Consider the following 17864-nt stretch of genomic DNA (forward strand, 5'->3'; position numbering starts at 1 on the left):
TATCTGGAAAGGATGGTTCCGTTTACAAGAGCGAGTTGAAGGACTTAGGATAGCTACCAAATTGATGGAGATGTGATCAAGAGACAGCTTAAATAGGAAAGAGCCGGAAAGAGTCAAATAAATTTTTTTCGATAAGTTATACAATAGAGATACTAACTCATACAAATAGATATCTATTAATGGCTACTTATTTAAGATGTACTACATGAGATTTTTGGTACCTAGGGTGGGACTCGAACCCACACGGTGTCACCACCACCGGATTTTGAATCCGGCGCGTCTACCAATTCCGCCACCCAGGCATTTGAGTGGCCATTATAACAAAGAAATAAATTCTAACAATGGGTTTTAGTGTATTATTATTTAAAAATTGTTAATTATTAATAGGAAATTTAATGAATAAATATCGATTTTTAATTTTAGTTTCTTTTCTAACACAATTTAGCATAGGCCATACTACAAATTGTCCTGATCCAAAAACCACTTCTCTAAAATGGGGTGTCCCACCAGATCCTTGGGTAGTTAATCCGGTTTCTCCTCATCGTCCCCAAGGCGATGAAAATACCCGCTTTGTACGCGCCAATATTTTAGTTGCTGGGTATGGTCGAGGAGTCGTGTGTACTTATAGAAACTCGATAGGAGAATATTCAATCTGGTGGTCAACTTTGACTAAAATTCCATCTCGTCTTGATCATAATTGGATAGAAAACTTAGGGGGATTTGTGTGTTTTCAAATTTTGGAACAGTGCCAATTTTATGGTGCATAAAAATTTTTTCTGTGATTGATTGCCCTGGATGAGTTGAATCCATCAGGGCATGAAACATGATGCAAACTAGGATATAGAAAATTTTGAGAAATTCATCTTTTATTAAATTCGATCTTCTGTAATGTTAATCATCATTTGTAATGATTTTTTAGCATTATCTATAACCCATTGTTGTTCTTGCTGCGACAATCTGTTTCTACTGCCGGTGAATTCATTAACAACATCACCTGCTTTAACTTCATTATAAGCCATCGTTTTACCTTGCCTTAGTAAATCAACGAGAGCCACTAAGTGAGGAGGGTCATTACGTGACATGGTGGCACAACCACATCCTATGCCTTTTTCATTTTCTTTTTTAGGCGCTTCAGCTAAATTGATTACTTCAATTCCTAAACCTTTACAATATTGTTTAAGATTTTCCACCATATGATTTTCTGTCCCTATGGCGTAACGTTTGGTTTGCGCGCGATCATGGACTACATAGTCCCAAATGAATGCTGTAGAACCTGAATGTTGAGCAATTTTAATGACTGAATTGCGGCATTCAGGATGAACAATAGTTGTGTATCCTTGACTATGCCAATATTCACACATTTCAGGTTGGTAATGTGTGTGCACGGCACATTGGCTGGAGAAAAGGATAAGCTGGGCGTCATCAAATTGTTTTAATGTTTGCTTGTCTTGATTTGCCAGCGAATATTGAGCTCCTGCTGTTCCGCCTGGCCAATAAGCAAGATTTTTTATCCCTAACCAATAGGCTACATTTTCTCCCATATGCTGATCGGGAATGAAAAGAATTTTTTTATTTTGCTTTTGTGCCCATTGGAATATTTTTTTCACATTAGAGCTAGTACAGACAGCTCCACCTTGAGCTCCAGTCATTGCTTTGACACGCCCAGAAGTATTCATATAACAAACAGGTAAAATATTTTCAGCGCCATAACGTTCATTTAAATCGAGAAATGCTGGTTCTACCATGAAATCTTTGGCAAGCATTTCCATAGTGCAACCTGATTTAGGATTAGTAATATATACTTGTTGATTTTCATGAGCCAAGATACTAATTGACTCAGCCATGAAATGAACTGCTGATTCAATGATAATAGATCTTTCTGGATGCTCTGCAGCCATTAAGGCCAGTTGATAGGAATCACCAATAAGTCCCCCAAATTGCTCTACTAAACGAACAATTTCTCCACCCATGTAATAATGGGCTAAAAGCAATAAGCGTTTACCAAAATGATCTTGTGCTTTTTTAAGATAAGGGGTCATCCATGCTGAGATCGTAGTAAGTTTACGATCAGGTAATGCTAGGTATTCTTGAGCGTAAGGTATAAAATCCTCCTGATACCAATCTATAGGATAGTCACTTTGACAAATACTCATATCATTTCTAATGTGCATTAATGTGGTTTCAGGAGTATAAAGAGTAGAATTTTTAAACATCTATTTGACCTCAAATCATGTTACTATAGCCTCAAGTATCTATACTAAAGCTACAAATTTTATTTATTCAGGTGCAATATCCAGTAATCCCAGTTTGGCAATGCTTTCTTTCGCTTTGGTATTTTTATTAGGGTAATCTTCACGGAAATGGCCACCGCGTGATTCACGTCTTGCCAAAGCGGCTCTTACAATAAGCTCTGCATTGAGAATAATATTTCTGAGTTCAATAAAGTCACGGGTAATGCAATGTTTCCAGTAATATTCTTCAATTATTTTTTTTCGCTTCATAATTAATTGTAGTAGATCTTCAAGACCTGCTTCTGTTCGTACGATGCCTGCATAAGAGGTCATTTCTCCTCTTAAACCACGCCATTGTGCATTAATTTGACTTGCCCGTCTGGTATTGACTTCGCTAGGTGCACTCCAGTTTGGGATATGATCTGTATATTTCCATGGAGTAGAAATATCTTTTAATGTACAGTATGCTGCGTTAGAGCCCATAACCAAAGCTTCGAGTAGGGAATTACTGGCGAGACGGTTAGCACCATGTAACCCAGTAAAAGCAACTTCTCCTATTGCATAAAGTCGTTTTAAATCGGTACGGCCATCAATATCTGCGAGTACTCCACCACATTGATAATGCGCCGCCGGAACAACAGGAATCATATCCTGACCCATATCGATGCCTATAGATAATAAAGTGCTGTAAATTTGCGGAAAGCGTTTTTTTAGAAACGCTTTTGATTGATGGGTAATGTCAAGATAGACATATCCTATTTGACTATGCTCAATTTCACTAAAAATAGCACGAGCAACGATATCTCGGGTCGCAAGTTCCATTTGCTCAGGTGCATAGTCTTTCATAAAACGTTTACCTGTTTCGGCATTTTTAAGCAAGGCACCTTCGCCTCGTACTGCTTCTGAAATAAGGAAATTATTTAAGGAGTGGTGGTGTAATAGAGTAGGGTGAAATTGATAAAACTCCATGTTACCAACACGTGCCCCGGCTCTATAAGCCATGGCAACGCCATCTCCAGTAGCAACCATAGGATTTGTTGTATATCGGTATGTTTTACCAGCACCGCCCGTGGCTAATATGACGCAGCTCGCTAAGAAAGTATGTATACGATTTGCTGAACAATCTAGAATATATGCGCCTAAGACCTCGCCTTGAATATCCGTGCGATGAGGATGATAATGAGTAATAAGATTTACTGCTACATGATGCTCAAAAAAATGAATTTGCTGGTGTTGCCGCGCTAATTGATTCATTATTTGTGTTACTGATAAACCTGTTTGATCACCGCAATTAAAAATACGTCGATGAGAATGCCCACCTTCTTGTGCTAAATGAAAATGACCATTGTTGTCCTGTTTAAAATGAACATTATATTGACTCAGTTGCTTTATAGTTTCGGGCCCTTGTCGAATAATGAACTCTACTGCAGGCTGATAGCATAAACCATCACCAGCAATCAATGTATCTGAAATGTGCGATTCTAGAGAATCCTCTGCTGAAAAAACAGCCGCAATCCCACCTTGAGCATAACGGCTATTACATTCAATGGCATCTGCCTTACTGATTAAGGCGATATTCAAACGTGGCTGTAGGCTTATAAGCTGCAGGCAGTATTGTAATCCCGCCAACCCCGTACCAATAACTAGAACATCAAACTCAAAGGTTTGTCCTTGTTGTGATAAAGTATCACTCATAGAAATGCCTTTACGAGCTGAGTTGCTAAGCCAGTATAGCTTCCTGGAGTAAGTTTGGTGAGTTGATCTTTAGCTTTTTCAGGAATCGAAAGCTCTTGAATAAATTTTTTAAGACTTTCTTCATCAATGCCTTGGCCACGAGTCAAAGCTTTTAATTGTTCGTATGCATCAGGCACATTATAACGACGCATTACTGTTTGAACTGCTTCTGCCAAGATTTCCCAGTTTGATTTTAAATCCTCTTGTAAGGCACGTTCATTGATTTGCAATTTATCATTACCTTTGGCTAAAGCAAGATAAGCGATTAGGCTATAGGAAAAGGCCATACCAATATTGCGCAATACGGTGGAGTCTGATAAATCGCGCTGCAATCGTGATTGAGTGAGTTTATTGGCAAAATGAATAAATAGAGCATCAGCCATCCCTAGATTTCCTTCTGCATTTTCAAAATCAATTGGATTTACTTTATGAGGCATGGTTGAAGAGCCGACTTCTTCGGCTACCGTTTTTTGTTTAAAATAGCCTAAAGAGATGTAGCTCCATATATCTTGCGTATAATCCAGTAAAATATTATTAATACGTACCATAATTTGTGATACTTCTGCTAAACCATCATGGGGTTCAATTTGAGTGGTGTATGCATTAAAAGATAATCCTAAAGAAGTAACAAAATTTGCGCAGTGTTTACGCCAATCTACTTCGGGATAAGCGACTGTATGGGCGTTATAGTTACCTACTGCACCATTAAATTTGCCTGGGATCAGCACCTCGGCTAATTGTTGTTGTGGTCTTTTAAGTCGAGCAACAAAGTTGACTAACTCTTTGCCCATAGTTGTTGGTGTTGCTGGTTGACCATGAGTTCTTGATAACATAGCTACATCAGCATATTGTTTCCCAAGCAAGGTAATACCCCCCATTATTTCAGCAAGGGTTGGTTGAATTACCTGGGCAATTGCTTGTTTTACCATTAAAGCATAAGCCAAATTATTTATATCTTCTGAGGTACAGGCAAAATGAATGAATGCTGTAATCGATTTCAAATGCTCATTTTGCTGGAACTTATGCTTTAAGTAATATTCTATAGCTTTGACATCATGGTTCGTTTGTTTTTCAAATTCTTTGATTTTGAGGGCTTCATTTTCGTCAAAATTGGAAATGATGCCATTGAGAAAATCTTTTGCTTCTTTATCTAATTGAGGGACCTCAGAAATAGCATTATTGGCAGCTAAAGATTCAATCCAACGGATTTCCACTGTTAAACGATAATAAATTAGAGCAAACTCACTAAAATAAGGACTCAAGGCCCGGGTTTTATTCATGTATCGCCCATCTATAGGTGAGATGGCATTTAAAGAGGTAAGAGTCATAACTACAAGCCCTATTGGTAAAGCGTATATAATATTAGATGCGAGCCCAGATGTGAATTAAAGTAAGAAATTTTCTATGGTAATTGATTTTGTTTTAATTTATTTGTATGAATTTAGATCTTGTCATTAATCATTTATCCATTAAATAAAGTTTATTTAATGCGATAACATCTACAAAGAGCAGGAGAAGTGCTATGCAAATATACAGTGAATTTATTAGGTACGCCAACTGGTTTATTACTCATTAAGACTCGTCTCCCAATGTAATTATTGAGCAAACAAAGTTTCTCATTCCCATAGCCGCACATTTTCAGTAGAATAACCGTCATTATTTATGGACTTGGGGCGGTTATGGCGATCAAAAAACATATTATTGATTTAGCTCATCTAAGTATGCATGACTTAGAGCAGGTTGGTGGAAAAAATGCTTCTCTTGGGGAAATGATCAGTCATTTATCTTCTGCTGGGGTTGCTGTTCCAGGCGGTTTTGCAACCACTGCAGATTCATTTAGAGAATTTCTAGCGCAAAATAATTTAGATAAAAAGATTTATACAAAATTAGAGGCCTTAAATACTGATGATGTGCTGCAATTAGCCATTGTTGGTAAAGAAATTAGAGAGATGATTGTCAATGCCCCCTTTACCTCCGAGTTTGAAAATGCTGTACGTATTGCCTACGAGCAATTATCTCAGCTTATAGGCCATGATAATTTTAGTGTCGCTGTTCGTTCCTCGGCAACGGCCGAAGATTTACCAGACGCATCATTTGCAGGTCAGCAAGAGACATTTTTGAATGTTAAAGGCATTGAGGCAGTTTTACTATCGATTAAACATGTTTTTGCGTCATTATTTAATGATAGAGCAATTGCTTATCGCACACACCATCAGTTTGCCCATCATGATGTAGCCTTATCAGCAGGTATTCAACAGATGATTCGTAGTGATTTAGCAGTAAGTGGCGTAATGTTTACTATGGATACTGAATCTGGTTTTGATCAAGTGGTGTTCATTACTTCTTCTTATGGTTTAGGAGAGATGATTGTACAAGGGGCGGTTAATCCTGATGAATATTATGTGCATAAACCCAGTATTCAAGCAGGAAGGCCTGCTATTATTCGCAGAAATCTAGGCAGTAAGTCTTTAAAGATGGTGTATTGTGACGATCCAAGTAAGCAACAACGAGTTAAAACTGTGGATGTAGATATTAAAGAACGTTTGTTATTTTCTTTAACCCCTGATGAAGTTGAAAGCTTAGCCCGTCAAGCGATGATTATTGAGAAGCATTATGGCCGACCAATGGATATAGAGTGGGCAAAAGATGGTTTAAATGGTCAGTTATATATACTGCAGGCTCGTCCTGAAACAGTGAAAAGTCGTGATAACAAGCAAATATTGGAACGTTACACCTTACAACGTAAAGGTGAAATATTAGCTGAGGGACGTAGTATAGGTCAAAGAATTGGACAAGGTAAGGCTAGAATTATTACTGATGTAAGTGAAATGGATAGGGTACAACCTGGTGATGTTTTAATTTCAGATATGACCGATCCAGATTGGGAGCCTGTAATGAAGCGAGCTTCGGCAATTGTGACTAATCGTGGTGGACGAACCTGTCATGCGGCGATTATCGCTCGTGAGTTAGGTATTCCTGCAGTAGTAGGTTGTGGTGACGCAACGAAAACCATACATGATGGTGATGAAGTAACTGTTAGTTGTGCGGAAGGGGATAATGGCTACGTGTATGCTGGTTTATTGCCTTTTGAACAAGTACATCTTGATGTAGAAACTATGCCTGAATTACCGATGAAAATCATGCTTAATGTCGGGAATCCTGAACGGGCATTTACCTTTCAATCTATTCCCAACTCAGGAGTCGGTTTGGCGCGCCTTGAGTTTTTAATTTCTAATACGATCGGCATACATCCTCGAGCATTACTGGATTTTGATTCCTTAGAGGACAAGGAGCTGAAACAATTTATTATGCAAAAAACAGCAGCCTATGATTCACCTGTTGAGTATTATATCGAGCGCTTAAAAGAAGGTATTGCAACAATTGCTGCGGCCTTTTATCCCAAACCAGTAATTGTGCGATTGTCTGATTTTAAATCAAATGAATATGCTAATCTTGTAGGTGGCCATTTGTATGAACCTCATGAAGAAAACCCAATGTTGGGTTTTAGAGGAGCCTCACGCTATGTTTCTGAATCATTTGCCGATTGTTTTGCTTTAGAATGTCAAGCAGTGCGGCGTGTTCGTGAAAAGATGGGGTTAACAAATGTAGAAGTGATGATTCCATTTGTAAGAACTGTGTCTGAGGCAAGCAACGTTATTCAAGTTTTAAAACAACATGGACTTGAGCGTGGCAAACATGGTTTACGCGTAATTATGATGTGTGAGTTGCCTTCTAATGCCTTGTTAGCGAAAGAGTTTTTAGAGCATTTTGATGGCTTTTCTATTGGCTCTAACGATTTAACTCAATTGACTTTAGGCTTAGATAGAGATTCAGGACTTATTGCTTCTCAATTTGATGAGCGCAATGAAGCAGTAAAAGCGTTATTGCATATGGCCATTACTGCATGCAAAAAAGCGAATAAATACATAGGTATTTGTGGCCAAGGACCTTCAGATCATCAAGATTTTGCGCAGTGGTTAATGAAAGAAGGGATAGAAAGTGTTTCTCTTAATCCGGATTCGGTTTTAGAAACGTGTCTGTTTTTGGCGAAACAATAAATGTGTCATGATTTAGGCTGCAAAAACGAGAAGCGTGCCCTATAAGTTTGCATCCATTTATCCAAAATGTGGCCTAAGGCAATTGAAAAATAGACTTCTTCGGAAAAGTTATTCTAAAAAAGAGCTTTCCGAAAAAGTCTGATGAGTGAATGGGATATTGATGCGGGCTATAGAACAAATAATGCAGCGTTTTAAATGGTGGTTTCTTTTAGTGGGAATATATCCACTATACGGATTTGCATCTGCTGAATCTGAACATGTTGATCCAATTGCATTTGTGTTGCTTGCAGTGACCACTATTTTTTTCTTTGCGATTATTGGCCGCTATACTGCAAGACGTTTAAAGCAACCAAGTGTTCTTGGTGAATTGCTCATTGGGATGTTGATTGGCAATATATTTTATTATTACGGCTTTCCATTAGCTATTTTATTACGAGAAGGTTCAGCAACTTTTGATGTGGTTCGTGAGGTACTTAAAGGAGTTCCTATAAATCAAGCAGTAACGGCCACCATTTCTAATGTAAATTACGCACAACAAGTGATTAATGCTTTAAGTGGACCGCATGGCGCTGATTTTCTTAAAATTTCTTATATCGTAGATATTTTTTCACGCTATGGCGTTATTTTTCTTCTTTTTATGGTTGGTCTTGAAAATTCTGTTGAGGAAATGAAACATACAGGACGTGATTCATTTTGTGTCGCATTAATTGGGGTTGTTGTCCCAATGCTCTTAGGATTTGGTGTTGCTTATATGTTGCTGCCAAATGATTCATATCAAGCTGATTTGTTTATTGCTGCAACTCTAAGCGCAACCAGCATTGGCATTACTGCTCGAGTACTTGCGGAAATGAAAAAACTGCGTACCCGAGAAGCTAGAACTATTTTAGGCGCAGCAATGTTGGATGATATATTGGGCTTGATTATATTGGCTGTAGTTAGTTCTTTAGTGATTAATGGTGCAGTGGATCTAATTGTTATTGTTCGTATCATTGTAAGTGCGCTGTTGTTTTTTTCGGGTACTTTGTTTTTAGGCCCAATTGTTTTGCGTCAAGCGATCCACTTTTTTCGTTTTCTTGAGCCTTGGGAAGCGAAGCTATTTATCTCTTTTATATTTATCATGACACTTTCTTGGTTAGCTTCAGTGCTACAGCTAGCAACGATTATTGGCGCTTTTACTGCGGGAATAATCCTTCATGATGATTATTTTGATGGGATTGTTCGAGGAAAACAGGAAAATCGTAGTATTTATCATTTGTTGTCACCTTTAGAGTCAATTTTAACCCCCATGTTTTTCATTGTGATTGGCATTCAGGTTAAATTAGAATGCTTTTATCATTGGAATGTAGTGATTTTGGCAAGTGGCCTGATTCTCGCTGCTGTGGTTGGGAAGCTTATAAGTGGTTTTGGAGCGAGTGCAAAAGACGACCGTATACTTATTGGTATTGGAATGTTACCTCGGGGTGAAGTGGGTTTGGTTTTTGCCTCAATTGGACGTACATTAGGCGTTATTTCAGATGATTTATTTTCTGCTATTGTTTTAATGGTTATGATAACTACTTTTATAGCTCCCCCATTATTAAAGGCCCGTTACACAATGAGGGATAGGAAAATTATAAATGAATAAAACTTCCATATCAGTAGAGGCTGATGTAACACGTGCATTACAGGAAGATATAGGTGATGGTGATGTTACTGCAGCTTTGTTGCCGGCCGACCTTAGGATAGAGGCAGAAATTATTTCACGCGAACCAATGATAGTTTGTGGTCAACCATGGGTTAATGAGGTATTCAAACGAATAGACGAACACATCCAACTTAAATGGCGAGTTTCTGAAACAGATTGGTTAGATGCCCCCACGACTTTATGTACTGTTTATGGTTTAGCACGAACTATTTTAACTGCAGAACGTACAGCACTTAATTTTTTACAAACACTTTCAGCTACAGCGACTCAAACTCATTTTTATGTTCAAAAGTTGCATGGAACACAAACCCAATTACTGGATACACGAAAGACTCTTCCGGGATTAAGAGTTGCTCAAAAATACGCAGTTACTTGTGGCGGTGGTTTTAACCATCGCATGGGGCTTTATGATGCTTTTTTGATTAAGGAAAATCACATAAAAGCGTGCGGCTCAGTTGCCCAAGCGATTACTTTAGCAAGACAAACTCATAAAAATATTTTAGTTGAGATTGAAGTGGAGACTCTGGATGAGTTGCGTGAAGCAATTTTGGCGCAACCTGATAGAATTATGCTGGATAATTTTAGCCAGGACATGCTTGAAAAAGCAATTGAAATGAATCAGCCTAAGCATAGTACTCTGGAGGTTTCCGGAGGAGTAACTTTGGAAAATATTGGTGAAATAGCTCAATTAGGGGTTGACTTCATTTCTGTAGGGGCTATTACCAAATCAATTCAAGCAATTGACTTAAGTTTACTGATTAGGAATATTTTATAATGCCGACAATCATTTTTACTGGAGGGGGCACTGCTGGTCATGTAGCACCTAATATGGCGTTAATTCGAGAATTTAGCCATAAATGTTGGGATGTAGCGTACATTGGTTCGGCTGATGGTATCGAGAAGCAGATGATTCAACCGCTTAATATTCCATTTTATAGTGTAAGTAGTGGTAAATTGCGCCGCTATTTAAGTTTCAAAAATTTACTTGATCCATTTAAAATTTTGTTGGGTATCGTACAAGCATTTTTTTTGCTTTATAAATTAAAACCTGACGCTGTTTTTTCTAAAGGCGGCTTTGTTGCATTTCCCGTAGTGGTAGGTGCTTGGTTAAATCGAGTACCTATCATTGCTCATGAATCAGATATGAGTCCAGGTCTTGCAAATCGACTTTGTTTTCCTTTTGTGAATAAAATTTGTTTGACTTTTGATGCTGGGAGAAAACATTTTAAAAGACAAGATAAAATCGAAGTAACAGGCACCCCTATTAGAGAACAATTATTTGCTGGCAACAGTAGTCGTGGATTGGAGTTATGTGGGTTTAATTCAGAGAAGCCTTGCCTTCTTGTTATTGGCGGTAGTTTAGGAGCTGGCTCAATAAATCGCTGTATTCGCGATGCATTGCCTCAATTAACTGCGAAATATCAGATTATTCATTTATGCGGGAAAGGAAAAGTAGATGTCTCTTTGCATGGTTTAACGGGATACAAACAATTTGAATATGCAAATGAAGAGTTGGCAGATTTATTTGCCGCTGCTTCAGTTGTCGTTTCTCGTGCAGGTGCAAACTCCTTGTATGAAATATTAGCGCTAGGTAAACCACATATTTTAATTCCACTATCTGCTGAGGTCAGTCGTGGCGATCAAATCCAAAATGCTAAATATTTTCAAGAGTTGGGTATTAGTTTAGTGATCGAAAATAAATCGTTAAATGTAGATGCCTTAATACAAACACTGCGTGACCTAGAACATAATAAAATGGAAATTATAGGTAAAATCAATGCATTAAATATTAAATCTGCTACAGAGCAAGTTGTGGCGATTATTGAGGAGCAAGTTCATGTTCAATCCGCAAGCACTGTATGATTTTGTTTGCCAGCAATGGCAGGAAGAGATTATTCCTAGTTTATGTGATTACATAAAAATTCCTAATAAATCACCGCATTTTGATGCTAAATGGCAAGAACATGGCTTAATGGATCAAGCTGTAGATCATATTGGTAATTGGTGTAAGACACACGCACCAGAAGGAATGACTCTGGAAATTATAAGATTAACAGGGAGAACACCTTTAATTTTCATAGAAATTCCTGGTGAAATAGATGAGACTGTATTGCTATACGGACATCTTGATAAACAACCGGAAATGTCTGGATGGGATGAGGATTTACATCCTTGGAAACCTGTCTTAAAACATGGGCGCTTATATGGTCGTGGTGCAGCTGATGATGGTTATGCTACATATGCATCATTAACGGCAATTCGCGCGTTACAAAAGCAAGATTTACCCATACCCCGTTGTGTTTTGATCATTGAGGCATGTGAGGAAAGTGGTAGTTATGATCTGCCTTATTACATTGAATTATTGCAAGAGAGAATTGGCAATCCTAAGTTAGTGATTTGCCTTGACTCTGGGGCTGGAAATTATGAGCAATTATGGATGACTACTTCCTTACGTGGCAATGTGGTAGGAGAGTTATCTGTTGAGCTGATTTGCGAAGGGGTTCATTCTGGTGCTGCTAGTGGTATTGTTGCTGACAGTTTTCGAGTAGCCAGACAATTAATAAGCCGTATTGAAGATGAGGTTTCTGGAGAGGTTAAATTACCCGAGCTGTATTGTGATATTCCTGAAGAAAGAAAAATACAGGCAGAACATTGTGCCCATGCTTTGGGTCATTCTGTTTATTCTGAGTTTCCTTGGCATGAAGGTGTTGAACCTGTAGGGAAAGACATGCAACAACTCATTTTAAACAGGACTTGGCGTCCTGCATTGACTGTGACTGGAGCAGATGGATTTCCTGCAATTGCCGATGCAGGTAATGTTTTAAGACCAAAAACAGAGCTTAAATTATCGATGCGTTTGCCCCCGTTAGTAGATCCTAAAGTTGCAACAAGAGCATTGCATGATTCCTTAACAAAGGCCCCTCCTTATCATGCAAAAGTAAGTTTTAACGGAAAAGATGGCTCACGAGGTTGGAATGCACCAAAACTTGCTTTCTGGTTGGAAAAGGCGGCCAATTCTGCATCTATGACTTATTATGGCAAACCTGCCGCGTATATGGGCGAGGGTGGGACTATTCCCTTTATGGGGATGTTGGGCGAAAAATTTCCCGAGGCTCAATTTATGATTACCGGGGTCTTAGGCCCTCATTCTAATGCGCATGGCCCAAATGAGTTTCTTCATTTGGATATGGTAAAAAAACTGACGGCATGTGTTGCATATGTTCTTTATCATGTTGGTTTATAATGAGTTATCCAGTCTCTTTCTTAAGTATAAATATGCGCGAGCTTGCTCGCGCTCGCATGTTATTTGTATCAATAATGATTACTATTGCTTCAATATTTTTCCTACAAAAAATAATTCAAAAATCTCTCGACAGTGCCTATAAATCTTGGGATACTCTGCTTTGACTCTGGAGTGAGTCATCTAGTCCAACAAAAAGGAGAAAATTATGAAAGCAAAATGTATTGCTGTTGTATTATCATTATTTGTTATTACCCTTCCTGTGCATGCAACTCTTGCTAAGCAGGGCGCAGCCCCCAAACAACCTCCAATAGTAGCTCATAAAATAGATCTCAACAAAGCAGATTTAACAATGCTTATAGGTTCAATTAAAGGTATAGGAAAAAAACGAGCTGAAGCAATTATTGCTTATCGCCAGAGTCATCATGGTTTTAAATCTCTTGAGGAGCTCTCTGATGTGAAGGGCCTAGGGCAGCATTTTGTCAATGTGAATCGTGAAAAGTTAAATGAAGTATTTGTTATTCAGAAAATGGAGTAAATAAATACTCAGCGGTTGTTGGTCTAATTAAGACCAACAACTGAAATGAAATTGTGTCGAATAATTTGGCATAATTCGCTCAATATTTAAAATTGTTCTCCAAGAACTGTCGATTTTTATCCAAATTTAGGATAAAGTAGCGCACAAAAAAAAGAACGGGGTAGTACTGCTTATGTTCAGAAAATTAAGGGGTGTGTTTTCCAATGATTTATCAATCGATTTGGGAACTGCCAATACATTGATTTATGTAAGAGATAAGGGGGTCGTGTTAAATGAGCCCTCTGTTGTTGCTTTACGTAATGAGTCCGGTCAAAAACGAGTTGCCGCTGTTGGTCTTGAGGCGAAGCGTATGCTAGGGAGAACTCCTGGCAACATTAATGCGATCAGGCCAATGAAAGATGGTGTGATTGCTGACTTTTTTGTTACTGAAAAAATGCTCCAACATTTTATACATAAAGTTCACGAAAATAAATTTTTACGACCAAGTCCACGTGTTTTGGTTTGTGTTCCTTGTGGTTCTACGCAAGTTGAGCGTCGTGCGATTCGTGAGTCTGCTATGGGGGCTGGCGCTCGAGAGGTGTTCCTTATTGAAGAACCTATGGCTGCCGCTTTAGGATCTGGAATGCCAGTAGAAGAGGCAAGTGGCTCTATGGTTGTAGATATCGGCGGTGGTACTACAGAAGTTGCGATTATTTCCTTAAGTGGTATTGTTTATCATCAGTCTGTTCGTATTGGTGGTGATAAGTTTGATGATGCTATCGTGTCTTATGTACGTCGTAATTATGGTACGCTTATTGGTGAAACCACTGCTGAGCGTATAAAACATGAGATTGGCTCAGCCTTTCCTAGCCGCGATTTATTCGAAATCGAAGTGCGGGGACGAAACCTAGCAGAAGGTGTTCCACGTAGTTTCATTTTGACAAGCGCTGAGATTTTAGAAGCCTTACAAGAACCTCTATCAGGTATTGTTGGTGCTGTAAGAGCTGCCTTGGAGTTGGCTCCCCCTGAGTTGGCAGCAGATATTGCTGAACGAGGTATGGTTTTAACCGGAGGTGGGGCTTTGTTGAAAAACATTGATACTTTGCTGATGGAAGAAACTGGCCTACCTGTATTAATTGCTGAAGATCCACTGACCTGTGTTGCACGCGGTGGTGGTAAAGCTTTAGAAACCATGGACTTACGCGGCGGTGATTTCCTCTCAACAGAATAATGCGCATAACAGATTATTTAGTAGGAGCGGGTACAGTTCTATAGGATTTGTGCTCGCTCTTTTGTTTTCTGTTTTTCTTATGTTTTCTGATTATCATTATCGTTACTTAGATAATGTACGTAGTGGTTTTTCTTTAATTGTTGCTCCTCTACAATATGCAGTTGATTATCCTGTACGTGTTGTGGGTTGGGTTCAATCGTTAGTTAGTGCTAAAAAAGCTTTAATTGCAGAAAATATGCAATTGCGTTATAAGCAAACCATGCTTGAGGCAGAGCTGCAAAAATTAATTGTTATTCAAAAAGAAAATTCGCAACTGAAAGAATTATTACTTACCTCATCTAAAGCGGATATGAGTGCTATGGCGGCTCAAATCTTAGCTGTAGATACAAGCAATTCACGTCAAGTAGTTGTTTTAGATAAAGGCAAGCTTAATGGAGCTTATGTAGGGCAACCTGTTTTAGATGCGAAAGGAGTTATGGGACAAATTATTGATATTGGTCCAATAACCAGTACGGTTTTACTTATTTCCGACTCTAAAAGCGCTGTTCCCGTCCGAAATAATCGCACAGGGGAGCGAGCAATTCTTGTAGGAACAAATGATATAGAGGAGTTGTCTTTAATTAATTTACCAAAAACTTCTTCAATTCATCCTGGTGATGTGTTAGTCACGTCAGGTTTAGATAGGCATTATCCTGAAGGTTATCCCGTAGGGCTTGTAGAAGAAGTTAATAGTATTCCTGGTGAAGATTTTGTCAAAGTTAAAGTAAAGCCTGTTGCTTTACTGAATAGGAATCGATTAGTTTTATTAATATGGCCTGATGTAGAACAAGAGCAATTGACAGCACAAATTAATAAGCGTTTAAATGCGAAGGAGACCATGTAATGAAAAACCTTCGTCTTCGCTTAGGCTTGAGTTTTATTGTAGCTCTCCTTTTATCTATCTTGCCTATGCCTGAATTAATTTCTGCTTTTCGTCCGCCATGGGTTTTATTACTTGTTCTTTACATAGAATATTTTTTGCCAGGTAATTTTAAATTGACCACATTATTATTTGTGGGTTTATTATTGGATGTGCTGCTTGCTACAGTGATTGGGGAGCACTCTTTTGCATTACTTTTAGTCACCTGGATTGCATCAAGTAAATCAAGACGGTTTCAATTCTTTTCAATGATGCAGCAAATCTTTTTAATTGGATTCTTCTGCTTATTATACCAATCAATTATTTCTTTAATTGCGGTACTTTTAGGTTTTAATTACAGTATATTCGCACCATTTGCTAGTGCTATAGTAAGCATGTTTCTCTGGCCATGGATCCGTCTCCTTGGCCAGGATAATTTATTAAATCGTTTGGCTTATCGATAAATCCCATAGAGCACACAGCATAGGTAGTCCTGTGTGTATTTTTCGGGGGCTATTTTCGTTCAAAATACGCCAAATATAACCTTTTCATGGTAGAGGTGACCTATTACAGTATAGGTTTGTTTTGTTGTATTCCTAAATTTTCCCTAAAATTTGTGATTTTTGAGAAAGGCATCATATTCTAGCTAGAGTTATTGCTTATCGGTGTCGATAATCTTATATTCGCCAGGCTGTAAGTTACCTAATTGCCAGTCACTTATGCGATGTCGTACTAATCTTAAAGTAGGAAATCCAATCGCAGCAGTCATTTTTCGTATTTGATGGTTTTTTCCTTCACTTAAAATAATTTCTAGCCAACTCGTAGGAATATTTTTTCTAAATCGAATTGGTGGATTACGTGACCAAAGCTTGGGCTCATCAATGAGCTTGGCTCCAGCAGGCAAAAAAGTAATGTCTTTAAGAACTAGACCATTTCTAAGAATTTCTAAATCTTCGTCACAAGGTGTTCCTTCGATTTGAACCCAATAATATTTTCTTTTGTTGAATTTAGGATGGGTCAATTTATGTTGCAGTGCTCCATCATTAGTTAATAAAAGTAATCCTTCGCTATTTTTATCCAATCGTCCTGCTGCATAAAAATTAGGTATTTTAATAAAAGTAGCTAATGTGTGTTCATTCTCTTCACCTGAAAATTGGCTTACTACGCCATAAGGTTTATTAAATAATAATATTTGAGGCATAACATCTTTCTTAAAAGTTGAAAAAGCTTAATAGTAGGTTGTATATGAATTACGAGCAATAGATCTCTAGCATCACTTTGTCTTTTATATCGATTGCTATTTAAAAGAGCTGCCTGTCTTTTTTTGCTCAGCAACGAAATAAGATAAAAGTAGCTGAACCTGAAGTTGAGGTAATAAATCTCAATGAGAATCAAATTAAAATTTAAGCGTTATTAAAATAGGGCAAGGGTTAAAAAACCATAATTCATTGTTTTTGTAGGTTAATTATTATACAATCACACGAAAATTGCCTTGTAGTGAAAATAAATGATGAAATATGCTTTTTTAGTTTCTATATTTTTCTGTCAGGTTTCTTATGCTATGACTCATTTAGTAATGGTTGGTGATGAAAAAGTAGAAATTAAACAAATCGTAGGTAGAGGAAAAACCTTTGTACATTTACATTATAACGAACAAACGGCTTTAAAGGCAGCGCAAGCGGTTATAAAGCATGAGGGAGGAAGTCTTATAACTTTAGTTCATTCTGGAGGTAGGAATATAGTCTTTCATCTTAATAATAAGCGTTATGAGTTTGATCCAAATCGTATTTTTACTGATAAGGGAATTAAGACTACACTTACATCATTAAGCCAGTATAGTCCCCAAGCTCATCAGGAGGTAAATAAGTTAGCTAGTAAAATTAAGCAGTTGTTGCCTGAGGGTAAAGTAGTTGCCGTACATAATAATTCATCATATTCACTGAAGGATTATTTACCGGGAAAACCACTCGAAAAAGATGCTCAGGCTTTGCATATGCTTCCTGAAAATTATTATCGAAATTTCTATTTAGTAACCAAAATTAGTGATTTTCTTCGTTTAAAAAGTAAAGGTTATAACGGGGTCTTACAAAAGCCATCAGCGACAGATGATGGCTCATTATCCATTTATTTAGCTAAAAATGACTACATCAATGTTGAGGCTGGTTATGATCAATTGATGGAACAGATTAAAATGTTGCAACATGCATAAGCATTTGCCCAAAAATTGTTTTTGAGGCAAAGATTAAAGATACTAGAAAAAAGAATATTTA

General features: G+C 37.8%; 15 protein-coding genes and 1 tRNA gene. 11 read left to right on the forward strand and 5 right to left on the reverse strand.

The window, feature by feature from the left end; translation table 11 throughout:
• Window positions 1-215: 215 nt before the first annotated feature.
• A tRNA-Leu gene (locus Lsan_RS06640) sits at window positions 216-302 on the reverse strand.
• A gap of 93 nt (window positions 303-395) precedes the next feature.
• On the opposite strand from Lsan_RS06640, the gene Lsan_RS06645 reads away from it, so the two are divergent.
• Complete coding sequence (locus tag Lsan_RS06645) at window positions 396-767, forward strand: DUF3757 domain-containing protein (RefSeq protein ID WP_058513727.1); 372 nt, start codon at window positions 396-398, stop codon at window positions 765-767.
• Between the two features lie 102 nt (window positions 768-869).
• Here Lsan_RS06645 and nadA read toward each other — a convergent pair whose 3' ends face one another.
• The 3 genes from nadA to purB form a co-directional block, all read right to left on the reverse strand.
• On the reverse strand, window positions 870-2213 hold the full coding sequence (gene nadA, locus Lsan_RS06650; protein WP_058513728.1) for a quinolinate synthase NadA: 1344 nt from the start codon (window positions 2211-2213) through the stop codon (window positions 870-872).
• 63 nt (window positions 2214-2276) lie between these two features.
• Entirely contained in the window at window positions 2277-3926 is a 1650-nt protein-coding gene (nadB, locus tag Lsan_RS06655) for an L-aspartate oxidase (RefSeq protein ID WP_058513729.1), read from the reverse strand.
• Complete coding sequence (purB, locus tag Lsan_RS06660; RefSeq protein ID WP_058513730.1) at window positions 3923-5293, reverse strand: adenylosuccinate lyase; 1371 nt, start codon at window positions 5291-5293, stop codon at window positions 3923-3925. Before purB ends, nadB begins: the two co-directional genes overlap by 4 nt.
• A gap of 351 nt (window positions 5294-5644) precedes the next feature.
• On the opposite strand from purB, the gene ppsA reads away from it, so the two are divergent.
• From ppsA to mreD, 9 genes are all read left to right on the forward strand, one after another.
• Window positions 5645-8023, forward strand: coding sequence for a phosphoenolpyruvate synthase (ppsA, locus tag Lsan_RS06665; RefSeq protein WP_058513731.1), 2379 nt, complete (start codon window positions 5645-5647; stop codon window positions 8021-8023).
• A gap of 181 nt (window positions 8024-8204) precedes the next feature.
• The gene (locus tag Lsan_RS06670) at window positions 8205-9647 is read left to right on the forward strand and encodes a cation:proton antiporter (RefSeq protein ID WP_058513751.1); all 1443 of its coding nucleotides are present in this window, start codon (window positions 8205-8207) and stop codon (window positions 9645-9647) included.
• Window positions 9640-10482: a carboxylating nicotinate-nucleotide diphosphorylase gene (nadC, locus tag Lsan_RS06675; RefSeq protein ID WP_058513732.1), complete on the forward strand. Its 843-nt coding sequence runs from the start codon at window positions 9640-9642 to the stop codon at window positions 10480-10482. Before Lsan_RS06670 ends, nadC begins: the two co-directional genes overlap by 8 nt.
• The gene (locus Lsan_RS06680) at window positions 10479-11570 is read left to right on the forward strand and encodes an undecaprenyldiphospho-muramoylpentapeptide beta-N-acetylglucosaminyltransferase (protein ID WP_058513733.1); all 1092 of its coding nucleotides are present in this window, start codon (window positions 10479-10481) and stop codon (window positions 11568-11570) included. Before nadC ends, Lsan_RS06680 begins: the two co-directional genes overlap by 4 nt.
• A complete protein-coding gene (locus Lsan_RS06685; protein ID WP_058513734.1) occupies window positions 11545-12951 on the forward strand; it encodes a M20 family metallopeptidase in 1407 nt (468 codons plus the stop codon). Before Lsan_RS06680 ends, Lsan_RS06685 begins: the two co-directional genes overlap by 26 nt.
• A 205-nt stretch (window positions 12952-13156) precedes the next feature.
• Window positions 13157-13486, forward strand: a complete 330-nt coding sequence (locus Lsan_RS06690; protein ID WP_058513735.1) for a ComEA family DNA-binding protein — start codon at window positions 13157-13159, stop codon at window positions 13484-13486.
• Between the two features lie 172 nt (window positions 13487-13658).
• Window positions 13659-14696 (forward strand): rod shape-determining protein, encoded by a 1038-nt coding sequence (locus tag Lsan_RS06695; protein ID WP_058513736.1) that lies wholly within the window; start codon window positions 13659-13661, stop codon window positions 14694-14696.
• On the forward strand, window positions 14674-15579 hold the full coding sequence (gene mreC, locus Lsan_RS06700) for a rod shape-determining protein MreC (protein WP_058513737.1): 906 nt from the start codon (window positions 14674-14676) through the stop codon (window positions 15577-15579). Before Lsan_RS06695 ends, mreC begins: the two co-directional genes overlap by 23 nt.
• Window positions 15579-16058 (forward strand): rod shape-determining protein MreD, encoded by a 480-nt coding sequence (mreD, locus tag Lsan_RS06705; RefSeq protein ID WP_058513738.1) that lies wholly within the window; start codon window positions 15579-15581, stop codon window positions 16056-16058. Before mreC ends, mreD begins: the two co-directional genes overlap by 1 nt.
• Window positions 16059-16246: 188 nt before the next feature.
• Here the strand turns inward: mreD and Lsan_RS06710 are convergent, their stop codons facing one another.
• Entirely contained in the window at window positions 16247-16795 is a 549-nt protein-coding gene (locus tag Lsan_RS06710) for a pseudouridine synthase (RefSeq protein WP_058513739.1), read from the reverse strand.
• Window positions 16796-17101: 306 nt separating this feature from the next.
• On the opposite strand from Lsan_RS06710, the gene Lsan_RS06715 reads away from it, so the two are divergent.
• Window positions 17102-17803: an SAM-dependent methyltransferase gene (locus Lsan_RS06715; protein WP_133134361.1), complete on the forward strand. Its 702-nt coding sequence runs from the start codon at window positions 17102-17104 to the stop codon at window positions 17801-17803.
• Window positions 17804-17864 lie beyond the last annotated feature (61 nt).

The sequence above is a fragment of the Legionella santicrucis genome, assembly GCF_001468135.1.
Lineage (GTDB): Bacteria > Pseudomonadota > Gammaproteobacteria > Legionellales > Legionellaceae > Legionella > Legionella santicrucis.

Bases quoted from the DNA above. Each gene is read 5' to 3' on its own strand.
- Lsan_RS06645 (WP_058513727.1), top strand. From the start codon at position 396: ATGAATAAATATCGATTTTTAATTTTAGTTTCTTTTCTAACACAATTT.
- nadA (WP_058513728.1), bottom strand. From the start codon at position 2,213: ATGTTTAAAAATTCTACTCTTTATACTCCTGAAACCACATTAATGCAC.
- nadB (WP_058513729.1), bottom strand. From the start codon at position 3,926: ATGAGTGATACTTTATCACAACAAGGACAAACCTTTGAGTTTGATGTT.
- purB (WP_058513730.1), bottom strand. From the start codon at position 5,293: ATGACTCTTACCTCTTTAAATGCCATCTCACCTATAGATGGGCGATAC.
- ppsA (WP_058513731.1), top strand. From the start codon at position 5,645: ATGGCGATCAAAAAACATATTATTGATTTAGCTCATCTAAGTATGCAT.
- Lsan_RS06670 (WP_058513751.1), top strand. From the start codon at position 8,205: ATGCAGCGTTTTAAATGGTGGTTTCTTTTAGTGGGAATATATCCACTA.
- nadC (WP_058513732.1), top strand. From the start codon at position 9,640: ATGAATAAAACTTCCATATCAGTAGAGGCTGATGTAACACGTGCATTA.
- Lsan_RS06685 (WP_058513734.1), top strand. From the start codon at position 11,545: ATGTTCAATCCGCAAGCACTGTATGATTTTGTTTGCCAGCAATGGCAG.
- Lsan_RS06690 (WP_058513735.1), top strand. From the start codon at position 13,157: ATGAAAGCAAAATGTATTGCTGTTGTATTATCATTATTTGTTATTACC.
- Lsan_RS06695 (WP_058513736.1), top strand. From the start codon at position 13,659: ATGTTCAGAAAATTAAGGGGTGTGTTTTCCAATGATTTATCAATCGAT.
- mreD (WP_058513738.1), top strand. From the start codon at position 15,579: ATGAAAAACCTTCGTCTTCGCTTAGGCTTGAGTTTTATTGTAGCTCTC.
- Lsan_RS06710 (WP_058513739.1), bottom strand. From the start codon at position 16,795: ATGCCTCAAATATTATTATTTAATAAACCTTATGGCGTAGTAAGCCAA.
- Lsan_RS06715 (WP_133134361.1), top strand. From the start codon at position 17,102: ATGATGAAATATGCTTTTTTAGTTTCTATATTTTTCTGTCAGGTTTCT.